Genomic DNA, 16,232 nt, shown 5'->3' with positions numbered 1-16,232 from the left:
GTAGTGAGGGGGTTGTTTACTGACCGATCAGGGCTTTGAGGCTCTCGACGGTCTCCCTGGCTTCGTCGATTTCTGCAATCAGCAGCAGGTTGCGCTCTTCCAGTCGGTTGGTCTGCTCGGCGTTGCAGAAAATCTGTTCGTTGTTGCAGCTGATCTCCACATCGTTGTCGGCGATCTGTTGTTCGAGCACGTCGATAGTCTTCTGGATCAGTTCATGTTTGATGGACAAAGAGCGGATTTTCGAATTGATCATGAGTTTTTCCTCACAGTTGTCGTAGGTCTTGAAACAGAAACCCCCGGCAGCGCGGGGCGTAACGGGGGCGGGTCTTCCATACCTGTGTGGTAATTGGGTCAGATGTACTGGTTAGCCTGGATTTCCTGATGTTCTGTTCAGTTGGCTGCGGCTCTTCGTAAAAGCCGGAGCACCGGAAGGTTCATCTGCTGGGCTGCTTTCCATCTGCGTTTGTCTGCGGCCAAGATCTCGCTCAGCAGCGGATGTTGGGCGGTGCCTCCGGCAGTCGTAGCCAATAAGCCCGAAGTGCTCCGACTCCTGGCCTTCCTCACTTCACTGGCGATGCTCTTCATCAGCGAGACCCTTCTGCAGTTCTCTGCTTGGATCGAGCAACCAACTTGAAGTCGGTCTGCCAGACGATGCAGAGCAGGTACACTAGGGGAACCAAAGGCCAGAGCAGCAGGGCGCCCAGGAAGATCAGTTCAGGCAGACGCATCAGGCTACCTCCTCTGGGGTCTTGATGTAGTCGCTCGGGTCGACGCTGTTTCCGTAGGGCTGGTTCAGTACTGCCTCGATCTGCGACAGTGTCATGCCGCCAGCCAGCATGGTCAGGGCGGAGTCGTAGGCTCGACTGTACTGATTGAGGTCGTCGGTAGTGAGCGAGTCCCGAATGTGACGGCCTATCTTGGCTCGCCATTCGCTGGCGGACAGTCCGGTCATCACTCGGCACACGAGCGACATCAGGCGCGCTTTCATCTCCATCGCCTTTTGGCTGACGAGACTCTTTGGCAGCTCTCCTGACTTCGCCTTTTCGCCAGCGATGACGAATGCCTGATGAGCGACCTGATTGTCGATGCTTGTCAGCATGGAGCCCCGGATCGGGGTATAGCGGATGAGCTTGAAGGCCAGTTCTTCCATGTCGAGGAAGTAGTCTCGGACGTACTCGCCCTCAGCTGTGTCAGCTCGCATCGCTAGGTGAGCTGCACAATCACGGCTGACTATGTAATCACTCCGTGGTCTTCCTCTCGTCGTAACCGATTGCTCAAAGACTTCGGACTTTTTCGCGAATCTGCGAAAAACTCCAGATGCTCCCCGAGCGACCCAGTCAGCGAACTTGCTTTCAGGGCGTCCGATCTGATCCCAGAGCTTCCGGGCGTCAATACACGGCTCTGTTCTGCTCTCGACAAAGGGAAGTATCCGGCGAACCCGGATCATCCTCTCGGCCTGTTCGTCGGTGAAGCCGAGAGTCAGCATCACATGCTTCGGACAATCAGCCGGGGTGTAGTTGAAGGACTTGCCAGTTCGTTTGCTTTTCATGGCGTAGATGTTCCTTTTTGTTCAGCCGTCAGAGTCCCTTCCATCCATGCCACCAGCTCCCATCTACAAGGGAAACATGGACGGCTCGGACGGCTGGACAAAACGGGCTGGGTTTCAGGGGGAATCTGCAAGGGATGCAGGGTTGATGCTTGGCGACTTGCCCAAGAGTTCCCTGGTGCCTGGAAGCCATCCATGGGCCAAAGCCTGGGCAGCAGTGGTTGCCTAGGTCGCTACTGTGCTGAGGCCAGGGCTGATGGATGACAGAGGCGAATGGGGAAACTCCTGGGCGGAGTCATCTGGAGGTACATGAAGATGAGCAGGAGGTGGTCTGACAGAGGGGCTTGGGCTTCCTGACAACCACTGACGGGGATGGTCACTGACAACATAGTCATCGGTGATCATCGATCCTGTGTCAGCAGAGTTGGGGAGGCATCAAGAGCAACTTGCGGTGCAGCTTGAAGAGCATCTGTCAGTGTCCTCCGCAAGACAGGCTTGATGCTGTCTCATTGCTTCATTCTTCATTGATGGATTGATGGTAATGACTATGGATGAAGGACAGCTCAAAGACACTCTTAGAGTGGCTTCGCCATCCACCGCTACACCCCGCGAGTCATCGCAGGTAGCCAGCCTCGACTAAGTGCCATCACCTCTTAGCCAGCTATGTCAGGTTCGTCATCACCCGTGACTGCTGGCCGGTTGGTCGGGTCAGTGAGAGGGGCTGTACGCCTGAAGCTCAAAGTAGCAGTAGGTACTCGGCGGTCGCCTCGCTGGGCTGTTGCCTTTCCCTGGCTCGATCAGCTCCTCCGGCGGTTTGCGGCGGTGAAGATCGAGCGTCATGGTTGAAGATCGAACGTGCGAGATTGCGCGTTCTTTCCTCCATAACTGTGTGTTAATCGATCTTCGTCGAACGTGCTGCGATCTTGCTGGTATGGCGTTGGTGGCAAGTTGGCCCTCCTCTTGGGTAGCAGAGCGCGTGATGGCACTCTGGTCTGCTCCGGTTATAGCCATGCGTTTGATCAGCTCTCGTCTGTAGTAAGCTCTCGGCATTTCTGTATTACTGCGTGGAGATGTGCCTTGGTCACTGGAGATGTAGAGAAGCGTTTGTGGGCTGTAGCTGACCAGCTATGGGCCAACACGGGGTTGAGGCCGGGGGAGTTCTCGGTGCCTGTCCTAGGGCTGATCTTCCTGCGATATGCCGAGAAGATGTACGCCGCTGCCGAAGAGAAGCTGGGGCCGATTGGCTCTGGTGGTCGCCGCAAGGTCAGCAAAGATGACTATCTGGCCGAGGGCGTGATCTTCCTTCCAGAGAAGGCCCGCTTCTCCTATCTGCAGACCCTTACCGAGGGCGATGTTATCGGTCTGGCGATCAACGAAGCCATGAAGGCCGTTGAGGAAGAGAATGTCGACCTCAAAGGCGCTCTGCCTCGCAACTACGTCCAGCTTGGCAACAAGGTGCTGCTGGAGCTGATCAAGCTGCTCGGCCCGGTGGATCTCAGTGGGGATGCTTTCGGCAAAGTCTACGAGTACTTCCTGGGTAACTTCGCGCTGAAGGAAGGCCAGAAAGGCGGGGTCTTCTATACCCCCGAGTCCATCGTGAAGCTAATCGTCGAGATCATCGAGCCGTTCCATGGGCGGATCTTCGACCCGGCTTGTGGTTCTGGGGGCATGTTCGCCCAGTCGGCTGACTTCGTGAAACGCCACCACAAGACGGCGATGGAAGAAATCTCCATCTTCGGCACCGAGAAAGAGCAGGTCACGGTCAATCTGAACAAGATGAACCTGGCTGTGCATGGCCTGTCGGGTGATGTGCGTATCGCCAACACCTACTACGAAGACCCGCATGAGGCCGTTACTCGTGATGGTGGGCGCTTCGACTTCGTTATGGCCAATCCACCGTTCAACGTATCCGGTGTCGATAAGGAGCGCCTTGAAGGTGATCTGCGCTTCCCGTTCGGCGTACCGAAGACCGACAACGCCAACTACCTCTGGATCCAGCTCTTTTACGCATCGCTGAACAAAAATGGGCGCGCTGGTTTCGTTATGGCGAACTCAGCAGGTGATGCCCGAGGCAGCGAGCAGGTGATCCGGCAAAAGCTCATCGAGAGCGGCGCAGTAGATGTGATAGTGTCGGTAGGCTCGAACTTCTTCTACACCGTGACTCTGCCTTGCACTTTGTGGTTCTTCGACCGAGCGAAAGAACGTGATGCAGAGAGAGCAGACAAGGTTCTGTTTATCGACGCTCGCCACATCTACCGGCAAATCGACCGGGCTCACCGTGATTTCATGCCTGAGCAGATCGAGTTCATTGCCAATATCGTCCGGCTTTACCGAGGCGAAGCCCCTGAGCTAGAGCAGGGCAGTGCTGACTTGCTTGCCGAGCGAGGACTGAGTGAGGGTTACGTGGATGTCCCAGGACTTTGCAAAGTAGCAACTCGTCAGCAGATTGAGGGGCATGGGTGGTCGTTGAATCCTGGACGTTATGTTGGTGCGGCGGAAAGAGATGCTGAGGATGTGGACTTTTTAGAGCGATTGGAATCGCTTGCAGAGGAACTGGAAGTGCTCAATGCAGAATCAAGCGAGTTGGAGAAAACTATCGAAGGCAACATTGCTTTTTTGCTTGGAGCAAGTGCTGAATGAGTTCGAATGCAATGCTATGGCGAACCGCGCCCTTGGGCGAGTGGCCTATTAGCTTCATTGATGGCGATCGTTCATCTAAGTACCCTAAGCGCTCGGAATTAGTGGCTGAGGGTGTTCCTTTTCTCAATTCGACTAATATCTCAAATGCGACTCTTGGAAAACATGGGCTCGATTGCATAACTGTTGAGAAGGCCGCATCAATAAGGAAAGGGAAAGTTCAAGAGGGTGATATTGTTATGACCACGAGAGGGTCAATTGGCAAGGTTGCCATTTGCCCCTCATGGGCTTCTGGTTCTGTGATCAATGCACAGATGCTCCTGTTAAGAGCCGATGGTGTTGACTTGGAAGCTAAGTATCTTTTTCATGCGCTTCGTAGTCAGCCCTTTCAGGATCGGATAAAGGGTTTTGCATCAGGCTCTGCTCAACCGCAGATTCCGATGAGAGACCTAAAGCAGATTGAGTTTTCCGCTCCTGACATATTAAGTCAGAGGCGTATTGTCTCTATCCTCTCCGCCTACGACGACCTCATCGAAAACAACACGCGCCGCATCGAGATCCTCGAAGAAATGGCGCGGCGGTTGTACGAGGAGTGGTTCGTTCAGTTCCGCTTTCCGGGGCATGAGGAGGGCGTTTTTGAAAATGACATGCTTCCGCAGGGTTGGGTGTACGCCCAGTTATCAGAGATTGCTTCTTATATTAGTCGAGGCATCTCGCCAAAGTACGATGAAGAAGCGAGCTGTCGAGTTATTAATCAGAAGTGCATACGTAATCAGCGACTAGATGTTCAGCTTTCTCGGCGACAAAATAAGAAGGTTCCTGCTGAAAAGTTAATTCAGCTTGGCGATGTTCTGATCAATTCAACCGGGGTCGGAACTCTAGGCCGAGTTGCACAGGTGCATGAGGTGCTTGAGGATGTAACGGTAGATAGCCACGTAACCATTGCTCGTGCAGGTGATTCGGTTGATGTGGATTACTTCGGTTCTACCTTGCTCAGTCTGCAGCATTTTTTTGAGTTGCAAGGTGTGGGTTCTACAGGTCAAACGGAACTTTCCCGTTCGCGTATTGCTGAGGCGAATGTGATTGTTCCACCTTATGAGTTGCAGGCTCAGTTTGGTAAATTAATCCGACCAATGCGGGTTCTAGGCACGTGGCTTGCTAAAAAAAACTCCAATCTAAGAGCGCAGAGAGACCTACTACTCCCCAAGCTAATCTCCGGTGAGATCGACGTATCCGACATCCCCATGCCGACCTAAAAGGAGTTCAGGCGCATGAGTCCAGCAGCACCACATTCGCATGACTATTCCGAGGACACGCTGGTCGAGCAGCCAGCCATTGCGCTGTTCGAGTCTCTCGGCTGGGAAACGGGGAACCTCTATGCAGAGTGGACAGGTAGCTCCTCCAGCGAAGGTCGCCAGACTCAGCAGGATGTGGTGCTGGAGGGGCGTTTGCGGGCTGCGCTCAGCAAGCTCAACCCTGACTTGCCCAGCGATGCCATCAATCTGGTGGTCGAGGAATTGGCCCGAGATCGTTCCAAGCTGCTGCCGGTCAACGCCAATCAGGAGGTCTATCGGCTGCTGAAGGATGGAGTGCCCGTCTCGGTCACCGATGAGCACGGGCATAACACGCTCAAGGTGGCCAGGGTCATCGACTGGGGCAATGTCGAGGAGAACGACTTCTTCCTCGCCTCCCAGTTCTGGGTGAAGGGGGACTACCACACGCGGCGCACTGACCTGCTGGGCTTCGTGAACGGTATCCCACTGTTGTTCGTTGAGCTGAAGGCAACGCACAAGACGCTCAAGGCCGCCTACGACGACAACCTCACCGACTACCGGACTGTCATCCCGCAGCTCTTCACCTACAACGGCGCACTGATGCTGTCGAACGGTTCCCAGACGGTGGTGGGTAGCACCTTCTCGCCGTGGGAGCATCTGTTCGAGTGGAAGCGGATCAACGATGAGGGTGAGAAGGGCGTTGTCTCCCTGGAGACGGCCATCAGGGGCATCGGTGAGCCTTCTAGGCTGCTGGATATCGTCGAGAACTTCACCGTCTTCGAGGATGTGGCTGGTGGCGTGATCAAGAAGATCGCCAAGAACCACCAGTACCTGGGTGTCAATAAGGCCATCGCTGAGGTCTGGCGCACCAAGGATCGCCCCAAGGATCAGGCTGGGCGGCTGGGCGTCTTCTGGCACACCCAGGGGTCAGGCAAGTCGTTGTCGATGGTCTTTTTCGCTCAGAAGATCCTGCGCAAAATCCCTGGCAACTGGACGTTCGTGATCGTCACTGACCGCAATGAGTTGGACGAGCAAATCTACAAGACCTTCGCCGCTACAGGTGCTGTGGGGGAAGTCGAAGCCCATGCCACCAGCGGTGCTCACCTCAAGCAGTTGCTCAGCGAAGACCACCGCTACGTCTTCACGTTGATCCAGAAGTTCGGCACGAAGAAAGGCGAGGTCTACCCGCAGCTCTCTGACCGCCAGGACATCATCGTCATCACCGACGAAGCTCACCGTTCCCAGTACGACACCCTGGCCATGAACATGAGGACGGCACTCCCCAATGCCGCCTTCCTGGGCTTCACCGGGACGCCACTGATGGCTGGCGAGGAGAAGACCAAAGAGGTCTTCGGTGACTACATCTCCGTCTATGACTTCGGCCAGTCTATCGCTGACGGTGCCACGGTTCCGCTGTACTACGAAAATCGCATTCCCGAGATGCAGCTCATCAACGAAAACCTCAACGAGGACATGGCGGCGCTACTCGAAGAGGCTGAGCTGGACGAGGAGCAGGAGCGCAAGGTAGAGCAGGTCTTCGCCCGTGAGTACCACCTGATCACCCGAGAGGATCGCCTTGAAGCCATCGCCAAGGATCTGGTGAACCACTTCGTTGGTCGTGGTTACCAGGGCAAGGCCATGCTGGTGTGCATCGACAAGGCCACCGCCGTTCGCATGTACAACAAGGTTCAGGATCACTGGAAGACGTATCTGGTTGACCTGAAAGCTCAGCTCGCAAAGGCTCCCAAGGAGCAGCAAGAGGAATTGCAGCACAAGATCCAGGTGATGACATCAACCGACATGGCGGTGGTCGTCTCCCAAGGTCAGAATGAGGTGAAGGAGCTAGCCGACAAAGAGCTGGACATCATCCCACACCGTAAGCGCATGAATGAGGAGAACCTGGGCGAGAAGTTCAAGGATTCCAAGGATCCTCTGCGGTTGGTCTTCGTGTGTGCCATGTGGATTACCGGCTTTGATGTGCCGTCTTGCTCGACCATCTACCTCGACAAGCCGATGAAGAATCACACCCTGATGCAGACCATTGCTCGGGCTAACCGGAAGTATCCGGGCAAGGAAGCGGGATTGATCGTCGACTATGTGGGGGTCTTCCGTAAACTGCAGGAAGCCTTGGCGATCTATGGCGGTGCTTCTTCTGGCGAAGGTGGTGAGGGGGAGCCAATCAAGAACAAGGCCGAGCTGGTCGAGTACTTGAAGCACCTGCTTGCCAGGGGGATCTCGTTCCTGTCCGAGCATGGTGTGAATGCCCAGGCCATCAAGGATGCTCAAGGCTTCGAGAAGGTGGCCAAACTGGATGATGCGGTTGAGCAACTCATTGCCAATGAGGAAACCAAGAACAGCTTCTTGAGTCAGGCCCGGATTGTGTCTCGGGTCTACCGAGCGATTCTTCCCGATCCTGATGCCAATGAGCTTGCTCCTGATGCTGTGCTGATCTCCGTGATTGCCCAAAAGATCAAGGCACTGGCTCCACCCGTCGACATCTCCGAGGTGATGCAGCAGGTCGAGGAATTGCTGGATCGCTCCATCGCTCCGGTGCCTTACATCATCAAGGAAGCCGACGATCAGCCACTACATGACCTCAGCCAGATTGACTTCGAGAAGCTCAAGGAGAAGTTCAATCAGGGGCGCAAGCGCACCGAGGCCGAGAAGCTCCGGGCCTTATTGAGCATGAAACTGGAAACCATGCTGACCGAGAACCCCACTCGCAAGGACTTCATGGAGAAGTTCCAGAAGCTGATCGACGCCTACAACTCTGGCAGCCTGAACATCGAGGTGTTCTTCAAGGAACTGGTGGATCTCACTGCTGATCTGCAGGTCGAGGATCAACGAGCTATCCGCGAGAACCTCTCGGAGGAAGAGCTGGCTCTGTTCGACATCCTGACCAGGCCAGTACCGGTACTTGCGGAGAAGGAAAAGGCGCAGGTGAAGAAGGTCTGCAAGGAGCTTCTGGAGACCCTGAAGGCCGAGAAGCTGGTGCTCGACTGGCGCAAGAAGGATAGGGCCAGAAGTGATGTGCGGCGTACTCTGGAGATCGTCTTCGACCGGGGCTTGCCTGAGAGCTACGACGAGGGGATCTACAACGAGAAGTGCGAGCTGGCCTTCCACCACATCTTCACGAGCTACTACGGGGCTGGTGAGAGCGTGTACTCAGCCATGCGGTAACGGTGCTTTGGGGGAGCAAAAAATAATGCCCCCCAACACGCAACCTCGTCTATACGGCTGCCCCCTGTGGCACTCGCAGCACCCTGCAAGCCCGCTTCACGGCAGCCGTTGAGATCCCCCAGTGCTTGGCGGTATCCGCAATGCTGGCCTCGTTCTCTTTCCTCCAGATGGCCACGGCCTGATCATCGATCACCTTCGGTGCCCCCAGCTTCTTGCCCTGTGCCCTGGCTCGCTCGATCCCGGCCATCTGACGCGCCTTGATATTGGCCCGCTCCAGCTCAGCTACCGCAGCCAGCATGGTGAGCATGGCTTTGCCGACCGGGCTGGAGAGGTCGAAGCCTTCGCGCATCGATACCACGGTCACGCCCTTGGCTTTCAGGGCTTCCACTGTTTCCAGCACGTCGATGGTATCCCTGCCAAGGCGGTCGATGGCTGCCACGGCAACCGTGTCTCCCTTCCTGGCATAGGCGTGGAGTGCCTTGAAGCCCTCCCGCTGAAGTGCCTTCGTGGCCCCGCTGGTGGCCTCATCGGAGAACCACTCGTTGACATTGAAGCGTTGGCTGATGGCGTGGCGCTGGGCCTCGGTGGTTTGGTCGTCGGTGCTGACTCGAACGTAGGCGATGGTGGCGGTCATGGCTAATAGCTCCTTGAGCGCTAGATGGATCACAAAGCTAGCTCAATATACTATTGGATGGATCATTGAAAATCAACAGTTCTGATCCTACTTAGGGCCGCAGCGCTTCGTTTGGCTCAAGCTGGCTCGGAAGGTACACCTTCTGATCCGCCCCCTTAGTACGCACGGGAACCCATCTCGCGGTCTTGCGGGCTGATCTGTCCTTCCATCGAGACCTCTGGCCAGAGCGCGGTACTCGTTCACCTGGAAGTGAGATCGAGGCCCGTGGGTGGTCGTCGTGCCCCGGCTCACCCTCGCTGTCGACAGGGAAGCCTGAGCATCGTGTTTGATCGGGGAGGGGGTGCCCTGTTTTTTCAGGCGAGGAGGGGTGGGTACCGGGGGGAATCGAGTGGGACGGCTCGATGGATAGGGGCTCGCATTTTTTGCAAAAAATGGCCGGTGGGGTGTGGCCAAGTGATCCAAAAGGGATCCAGAAGTGATCCGAAACGGTGATCCAAAGCGCTCCCAAAGGCTCATGCCAGCGCTATAGAATGTGGTCTCCGATTGATAGTCGTGCGACGAGCAGAAAACGCTAGAAGTCAGGAATGGCGAGGCTTTCAGGCCTTCCCGCAACGATTACCCGTTAACCTGGTCAGGCCCGGAAGGGAGCAGCCATAGCGGGAACATCGTGTGCCGGGGTGTGGCTGGTGGGGCCGCCTCCATTTCTGGCGTCCGCCAAGCGATTTACCTGTCACTCCCACCTCTCTCCCTGCGCCAGTATTCAACGTCTGGTAATGCCGCGCGTCTTTCTCCCGCCCCTGCGAGCGCCTTATCATGCAAGGCATTCCGTTTGTTGTTTCACCTCCTGAGGTACGCCCATGGATCACCTAGACGACCAGACCCGCCACAAGATCCGTGATTGGCAAATCCGTCGCCTGGAAATCAAGGACCTGATGGCTGCCCATCCCGAGCGGGTTCTGGAGCTGTCGAAGGTGCTCGACCAGATGGAAGAGGAGCATGAGCGCATCCTCGGCGAAGCCGAAGTGATTGCAAGCACTGAGCAGGACGTCGCCGCTCAAGGGGCTTTGGGTTTCGAGCTCAAGGTTTCGGCGGGCAGCGCCCGGGACCTGCGCAAGCTGCTGGAAATGGCACTCTATGAACTCGACGGCATGCTGGACGCCGAGCTTCCCGAGGCACGCAGCTATCCGGGCGGCATGTCGGGCAGCCTGGGGATGTACGAGTACACCCTGACAGTGGCCGAGGCCGGCGGGCCTTGCCGCGTTGAATGATTTTCCCGTGAGCGCGTATGCAACCTGAACATTACGATTTCACCAACCCCGTGTTCCTGCCGGTCACCCTGCAGACCTGCCAGGGGTTGCTCGATGCCCAGGATCACAGCGCGCTCGATGCGCTGGGCGATGCGCAGTTGGCCGCGGTGTTGGTTATCCAGAATCTTGTCGAGGCCAAGGGGCAGGTGCTCGATCCGGCAGCAGCCGAAAAAATACTGGCCAGGCTGTTGGCCTGGTCGGTCGATGTTCGCCATTCCCCTGGGGTGGGGCTGTTGACGGAAGCGCGGCGGTTGTTCGATGCGCGAAAACTGTATTTTGGGCTGGAGCTCATCAAAGGCTCGAGGCTGCATTTGCTGATGGCTGACGAAGTGGCGGCCGGCGAGTACCTGTTGCCAGATGGCAAGTGGGATTTCGAATTCAAGATCCGCCGTCACCTACAGAACAATCCGTTTCGTCAGCAAGCGATCACGAGGTTCGACAGGGAGCGCTGGCTCACCGCCGAGCAGGACAGGCTGGTCAGGATAGTGCGGGCCAATCCGGACGAGGACCTGCACGTTCAAGGCTATGCGGGGATCGGCAAGAGCTACTTGCTCGGGGCATTGATGGACTGCCTACCAGCGGGGAGTGTGCTGCCGCTGGCGCGTACCTCGGGAAAATTGCATGCCCTGCGGCGTCGCCTGGGTGTCGCTGCTGATAGCAAGCGAGGCAAGACATTTGGCGAGTTCGCCCAAGAGTTGTTGCAGGGCTCGCGGCGCGCGCCCGCCAAGGCCATGAGGGTTCCGCGCAAACGTGCCTTGGCCGAGGAGCTGGGCATTCTCGGTTTTCGCCAGTATGGACCGGAGAAAACGCTGGAGATCTGCCTTGAGCTGCTGAAGAACTACTGCGAGTCCTGGGACTACAGCATCACTGCCCGGCACCTGCCATTTTTCGAACACCCTTTGTCCAACCTCGATAGCCGGGTACTGCTGGAGTACTCAAGCCGGCTGTGGACCTACCTCCAGGCTAATCCTGCCTGGGACAGCCATACGGGGTTCCTGGCACTGTTGCTGATCAAGCGTGCAAGCCTTGCCGGTTGCAGCGTGCCGGCCCGCTATAGCCACGTGATCATCGATGAGAGCCAGGACGTGCCGGCGTCATTGTTGCAGATCATCGAACGTGGCCGTCAGGTCCTGATTACCCTTGGCGATGAGTATCAGCGCGCCTGGGGGCCAGGATTGCGTAGGCAGCGCGAGGTGCGTCAGCGCGATATCGCCTTCTCCGTGCGTAGCGGTCCTCAGGTCGAGCGCTTGATCAATCCGCTGATCAGCGTGCATTCGCAAAAGTCCAAGCTGGCGTTCGAGGGGGCGGGTAGCGCTGAGGTCGGCGTGGAGTTCTATCCAGAAGGCTTTGTGCCGCCGGAGGGCTGCGTGGTGTTGACCGCATCGCACTGGGACGCGATGAAATGGGCGATGGAACTGACCGGCAAGCATTACGCAATCGCCTTTGCCGAGCAGATGAATCTGCAGGGTTTCATGGAAACCGCGATCAGGTTGTTCAGGGGTGAGCAGGATAGCGACGAGTCGCACCCGTACTTCGCTCACACCACGGACTGGCGGCAGGTTCGCGATATCCATCTGCACGATGCGGCATTCGTGTGGGTCGAGGCCAGGCTGCAGGAAGGCTTCCGTATCGCTGAGCTGAACAAGGTCAAGGCTCGGGTTTCCGGCCAGCCCGGCAGCGTCCTGTTGATGCTGGCCCAGGACGCGGGAGGGCTGGAGTTCGAGCGCGTGCTGTTGACGCCGGAGCTGATGAGCACCGACCCCTTCAAGGACGCCTATGCGTTCGATGCTCGGGTCTGTGCGGTGTACATCGCGCTTTCGCGGGCGCGGCGTCAGCTTTACCTGCCCTACGAGGTGGAGGAATGGGTGGCCTATCATAAGAGCCAACCGTTCCGGGAGTCGCACGGTTACTGAGACTTGGCCTGCTTTTTCGCGCATGTACCGGCGATGGCAAGCTTCAGCAGTCGCTGAAGTGTCGGGCGCAGGACATGCCGCTGCAGCGCGCAGGCCTTTGCTCATCGCTTGCAGGCGATTGATTCGTTTTTGCGTCGCGTACGCCGAAGCCGCTGGTCAGTCTTCTACGCAGCGTGGCGACTGATGCGATGTTCGGGGTGGGGGTATTCTTGAGCGCAGTGTTGGTGCAGGCGGGCTCGTGGTGAGGGTCAGCGATCGGGAACCTGGGACGACATCACGGTCTGCGAGCTGACCGGATGTGTGAGTGGGGTGCTGTAGCGCTGCAGGATCCGCTCGATCTGCCCTGATTGCTTCATGTGCGCCAGGGCCTTGAGTACTGCCTGGGTCAGGACTGTCGGGTCATTGCGCACGATGCAGCGCAGGTCCTGCTCTTCTAGCACGGCGAGGGCCTGTAATTGTTGCTCGGGGGGGAGTGTGCGATTGAACCATAGCAGTGAGAATTCGTTGCTCACTGCATGGCGGTAGCGGCCAGCCTGGAGCTTTTGCAAGGCGAGCACCTGATTGCGGCTGTCCTCGCGGCGTAGCCGACCTTGGGCAAATAGCGGGTCCAGGGCGGGGTAGCGATAGCCCAGCACCGTGCCGACGGCCTGTACCGGCAGTTGTTCAAGGCGGGTAGGGGTGTACTGGCCGGGGCTGCCGACCAGCAGGTCGCGCTGGTGAAGAAGGGGTACACTCCACAGGAACTTGTCGAAGCGGTCCTCGAACCATGCCGGGGTCACATGGCAGCGCACATCGACTTCGCCCGCGTCCATCGCCTGTTGCACCCGCAGACGGGCCATCACGTGATACTCGGCTCGTGCGCCTGTCTCTTGGGCCAGTGTCTGCATCAGGTCGAACAGGATGCCCTCCACGGGCTGGTCCTGTTCGATGCGAATCAGGGGCATGCTCCAGCTTTCGGCGACGGAAAATCGCAGCACTGGCTGCTCGGACTGGGCATTGCCGGCCCAGAGCATGAGGATGAGCAGGGCTCTGTGCACGTCAATCCTCCTTGATCGCTGCCAATGCGTGCGTTTGTCCTTAGCTTAGACGAGTTCGGCAGGGTGCAATTTTGCCCCCGCTCCGCTAGCATTAGCGATCTTCCGCTTGTTCAGGTTGCGATGGTTTTTTGATGAGTTATCAGGTTCTTGCACGTAAATGGCGCCCGCGCTCGTTCCGCGAAATGGTCGGCCAGGCCCATGTGCTCAAGGCTTTGATCAACGCCCTGGACAACCAGCGCCTGCACCATGCCTATCTGTTCACCGGTACTCGCGGCGTCGGCAAGACCACGATCGCGCGCATCATCGCCAAGTGCCTGAACTGCGAAACCGGTATCACCTCAACACCCTGCGGTACCTGTTCGGTCTGCCGGGAGATCGACGAAGGGCGCTTCGTCGACCTGATCGAGATCGACGCCGCGAGCCGGACCAAGGTCGAGGACACCCGTGAACTGCTTGACAACGTGCAGTACGCGCCAAGCCGTGGGCGTTTCAAGGTCTACCTGATCGACGAAGTGCACATGCTCTCCACCCACTCGTTCAACGCCCTGTTGAAGACGCTGGAAGAGCCTCCGCCTTACGTCAAATTCATCCTCGCAACCACCGATCCGCAGAAGCTTCCGGCGACCATCCTGTCGCGTTGCCTACAGTTCTCGTTGAAGAACATGAGCCCGGAGCGGGTGGTGGAGCACCTGAGCCATGTGCTGGGTGCCGAAAACGTGCCGTTCGAGGAAGATGCCCTGTGGTTGCTCGGCCGTGCGGCTGACGGCTCCATGCGCGACGCCATGAGCTTGACTGACCAGGCCATCGCTTTTGGCGAGGGCAAGGTGCTGGCTGCCGATGTCCGGGCAATGCTCGGTACCCTCGATCATGGTCAGGTGTATGGCGTACTCCAGGCGCTGCTGGAGGGCGATGCCCGGGCGCTACTGGAGGCCGTGCGCAACCTCGCCGAACAGGGGCCCGACTGGAACGGCGTGCTGGCCGAGATGCTCAATGTGCTTCACCGGGTCGCCATTGCCCAGGCGCTGCCGGAGGCCGTGGACAACGGTCAGGGCGATCGTGACCGCGTGCTGGCCCTGGCCTCGGCATTGCCGGCCGAGGATGTGCAGTTCTATTACCAGATGGGCCTGATCGGTCGGCGGGACCTGCCGTTGGCGCCGGATCCGCGGGGCGGATTCGAGATGGTGCTGTTGCGGATGCTGGCTTTCCGCCCGGCGGATGCCGACGATGCGCCAAAGCCGGTACTAAAGCCGGTGGGGATCAGCCAGGCCACAGCTGATCCGGCAAAACCGGTGGCAGCTGCGGCGCCTGTCGTCGAGCCGCCTGCCGCGAGTGTTCCCGAGCAGTCCGAGACTACGGCCCAGGTACCTGTTGCTGCTGAGCCAGCGGTTGTGCCGCCGATCGAGCCACCGTCAGCGGTTGTCGAACTGGCACCTGTGCCCGAGCCCGAGCCGCAGGTCGAGGTCGCTGCGCCGGAGCCGGATGTGGTGGTGGAGGATGTCATCGACCTGCCGTGGGAGGAACCCGTCGCGGCACCTGTACCCGACGTCTCGCCCGCGCCTCAGCCTGTTCCAGTGTCCAGTCAGAGCCAGCCCAGCTATGACGAGCCGCCCTTCGATCCGTCTGCCTACGGATCGGCGGGCATGGACCGTGACGACGAACCGCCGCTGGATGAGGATTACTATACGCCGGACAGCGACCCGGTAGGTTTCAGCTACCTGGACGAATTGGCCGAGCATGTGCACGAAGCCGAGCCGGCGAAGGCCCCGGAGCCTCTGCCTGCAGCCAAGCCGGCCACGGGCCTGGCTCTGCAATGGCTGGAATTATTCCCACAGTTGCCTGTCTCCGGTATGACAGGCAACATCGCCGCAAACTGTACGCTGATTGCCGCTGATGGTGACGATTGGCTGCTGCATCTGGACCCGGGGCAGGGAGCGCTATTCAATACGACCCAGCAGCGCCGTCTGAACGATGCGCTGAACCAGCACTTGGGGCGAACCCTGCGACTGAAGATTGAACTGATCCGCCCCGAGCAGGAAACTCCGGCCCAGGCCGCTGCCCGCAAGCGCGCGGAGCGTCAGCGCGAGGCTGAGGTATCGATCGAGCAAGACCCGCTCATCCAGCAGATGATCCGGCAGTTCGGTGCGACGGTACGACAGGATACTATTGAGCCTGTGCAAGCCCTGGTCAGCCAGGGCGAATGAACGGATAACCATGCGCCCGGTAGCGAGCCGGGGCGCATCACATGACCCAATCGAGGTGTACCCCCATGATGAAAGGTGGCATGGCCGGCCTGATGAAGCAGGCCCAGCAGATGCAGGAAAAAATGGCCAAGATGCAGGAAGAGCTGGCCAATGCTGAAGTGACAGGCCAATCCGGTGCCGGCTTGGTCAGCGTGGTGATGACCGGTCGTCATGACGTCAAGCGCATCAGCATCGATGACAGCCTGATGCAAGAGGACAAGGAAGTGCTGGAAGACCTGATCGCCGCTGCTGTTAACGATGCAGTGCGCAAGGTCGAGCAGAACAGCCAAGAGAAGATGGGCAGCATGACTGCAGGCATGCAGCTGCCACCAGGCTTCAAGATGCCGTTCTGACTGTTGCCTGGCCAGGCAAAGACTGGCTGCGCATTGAAAAGCCGCTACCGATGATCGGGGCGGCTTTTTTATGGGTTATGAAAAAAACTACGGACCCAACATACCCCCGTC

The 16,232-nt window shown here is 58.1% G+C and carries 12 protein-coding genes and 1 other RNA gene; 8 read left to right on the top strand and 5 right to left on the bottom strand.

Annotation, left to right across the window (positions count from 1 at the left end):
* Nucleotides 1-16: 16 nt before the first annotated feature.
* From ABOA88_RS08790 to ABOA88_RS08780, 3 genes are all read right to left on the bottom strand, one after another.
* On the bottom strand, nt 17-253 hold the full coding sequence (locus ABOA88_RS08790; protein WP_135192622.1) for a hypothetical protein: 237 nt from the start codon (nt 251-253) through the stop codon (nt 17-19).
* Nucleotides 254-584: 331 nt separating this feature from the next.
* Entirely contained in the window at nt 585-728 is a 144-nt protein-coding gene (locus ABOA88_RS08785; protein ID WP_367851279.1) for a hypothetical protein, read from the bottom strand.
* Nucleotides 728-1,549, bottom strand: coding sequence for an antA/AntB antirepressor family protein (locus ABOA88_RS08780; RefSeq protein WP_367851280.1), 822 nt, complete (start codon nt 1,547-1,549; stop codon nt 728-730). The genes ABOA88_RS08785 and ABOA88_RS08780 overlap by 1 nt, the downstream gene beginning before the upstream one ends.
* Nucleotides 1,550-2,623: 1,074 nt before the next feature.
* On the opposite strand from ABOA88_RS08780, the gene ABOA88_RS08775 reads away from it, so the two are divergent.
* The 3 genes from ABOA88_RS08775 to ABOA88_RS08765 are packed head-to-tail and all read left to right on the top strand — an operon-like array spanning nt 2,624 to nt 8,637.
* A complete protein-coding gene (locus ABOA88_RS08775; protein ID WP_367851281.1) occupies nt 2,624-4,186 on the top strand; it encodes a type I restriction-modification system subunit M in 1,563 nt (520 codons plus the stop codon).
* Complete coding sequence (locus ABOA88_RS08770) at nt 4,183-5,439, top strand: restriction endonuclease subunit S (RefSeq protein ID WP_367851282.1); 1,257 nt, start codon at nt 4,183-4,185, stop codon at nt 5,437-5,439. The genes ABOA88_RS08775 and ABOA88_RS08770 overlap by 4 nt, the downstream gene beginning before the upstream one ends.
* 15 nt (nt 5,440-5,454) lie before the next feature.
* Nucleotides 5,455-8,637, top strand: a complete 3,183-nt coding sequence (locus tag ABOA88_RS08765; RefSeq protein ID WP_367851283.1) for a type I restriction endonuclease subunit R — start codon at nt 5,455-5,457, stop codon at nt 8,635-8,637.
* Between the two features lie 49 nt (nt 8,638-8,686).
* Here the strand turns inward: ABOA88_RS08765 and ABOA88_RS08760 are convergent, their stop codons facing one another.
* Complete coding sequence (locus ABOA88_RS08760; protein ID WP_367851284.1) at nt 8,687-9,271, bottom strand: recombinase family protein; 585 nt, start codon at nt 9,269-9,271, stop codon at nt 8,687-8,689.
* A 595-nt stretch (nt 9,272-9,866) separates the two neighbouring features.
* Here ABOA88_RS08760 and ffs point away from each other — a divergent pair.
* The 3 genes from ffs (at nt 9,867) to ABOA88_RS08745 (ending at nt 12,491) form a co-directional block, all read left to right on the top strand.
* An RNA gene (ffs, locus tag ABOA88_RS08755) (signal recognition particle sRNA small type) lies at nt 9,867-9,963 on the top strand.
* Between the two features lie 165 nt (nt 9,964-10,128).
* Nucleotides 10,129-10,539 (top strand): hypothetical protein, encoded by a 411-nt coding sequence (locus tag ABOA88_RS08750; RefSeq protein WP_196169066.1) that lies wholly within the window; start codon nt 10,129-10,131, stop codon nt 10,537-10,539.
* Nucleotides 10,540-10,556: 17 nt separating this feature from the next.
* A complete protein-coding gene (locus tag ABOA88_RS08745; protein WP_367851285.1) occupies nt 10,557-12,491 on the top strand; it encodes a hypothetical protein in 1,935 nt (644 codons plus the stop codon).
* Between the two features lie 248 nt (nt 12,492-12,739).
* On the opposite strand, the gene ABOA88_RS08740 is transcribed toward ABOA88_RS08745, so the two are convergent.
* Nucleotides 12,740-13,528 carry a substrate-binding periplasmic protein gene (locus ABOA88_RS08740; protein ID WP_367851286.1) on the bottom strand — a complete coding sequence of 263 codons (789 nt, stop codon included), beginning with the start codon at nt 13,526-13,528 and terminating at the stop codon, nt 12,740-12,742.
* Between the two features lie 131 nt (nt 13,529-13,659).
* Here ABOA88_RS08740 and dnaX point away from each other — a divergent pair, with 131 nt between their 5' ends.
* Both dnaX and ABOA88_RS08730 read left to right on the top strand, forming a co-directional pair.
* Nucleotides 13,660-15,729, top strand: a complete 2,070-nt coding sequence (gene dnaX / locus ABOA88_RS08735; RefSeq protein ID WP_196169069.1) for a DNA polymerase III subunit gamma/tau — start codon at nt 13,660-13,662, stop codon at nt 15,727-15,729.
* A gap of 65 nt (nt 15,730-15,794) precedes the next feature.
* A complete protein-coding gene (locus ABOA88_RS08730; protein ID WP_043212277.1) occupies nt 15,795-16,121 on the top strand; it encodes a YbaB/EbfC family nucleoid-associated protein in 327 nt (108 codons plus the stop codon).
* Nucleotides 16,122-16,232 lie beyond the last annotated feature (111 nt).

The organism is Pseudomonas sp. PKS, from assembly GCF_051913525.1.
Taxonomy (GTDB): Bacteria; Pseudomonadota; Gammaproteobacteria; order Pseudomonadales; family Pseudomonadaceae; genus Aquipseudomonas; species Aquipseudomonas guariconensis_D.
The sequence above is the reverse complement of the archived record's forward strand: the minus strand, read 5'-3'. Positions and strand labels throughout refer to the sequence as shown.

Excerpts from the sequence above, each read along its gene's own strand:
- ABOA88_RS08730 (WP_043212277.1), top strand. The coding sequence starts at position 15,795 with ATGATGAAAGGTGGCATGGCCGGCCTGATGAAGCAGGCCCAGCAGATG.
- ABOA88_RS08760 (WP_367851284.1), bottom strand. The coding sequence starts at position 9,271 with ATGACCGCCACCATCGCCTACGTTCGAGTCAGCACCGACGACCAAACC.
- ABOA88_RS08785 (WP_367851279.1), bottom strand. The coding sequence starts at position 728 with ATGCGTCTGCCTGAACTGATCTTCCTGGGCGCCCTGCTGCTCTGGCCT.
- ABOA88_RS08750 (WP_196169066.1), top strand. The coding sequence starts at position 10,129 with ATGGATCACCTAGACGACCAGACCCGCCACAAGATCCGTGATTGGCAA.
- dnaX (WP_196169069.1), top strand. The coding sequence starts at position 13,660 with ATGAGTTATCAGGTTCTTGCACGTAAATGGCGCCCGCGCTCGTTCCGC.
- ABOA88_RS08770 (WP_367851282.1), top strand. The coding sequence starts at position 4,183 with ATGAGTTCGAATGCAATGCTATGGCGAACCGCGCCCTTGGGCGAGTGG.
- ABOA88_RS08780 (WP_367851280.1), bottom strand. The coding sequence starts at position 1,549 with ATGAAAAGCAAACGAACTGGCAAGTCCTTCAACTACACCCCGGCTGAT.
- ABOA88_RS08745 (WP_367851285.1), top strand. The coding sequence starts at position 10,557 with ATGCAACCTGAACATTACGATTTCACCAACCCCGTGTTCCTGCCGGTC.
- ABOA88_RS08765 (WP_367851283.1), top strand. The coding sequence starts at position 5,455 with ATGAGTCCAGCAGCACCACATTCGCATGACTATTCCGAGGACACGCTG.
- ABOA88_RS08790 (WP_135192622.1), bottom strand. The coding sequence starts at position 253 with ATGATCAATTCGAAAATCCGCTCTTTGTCCATCAAACATGAACTGATC.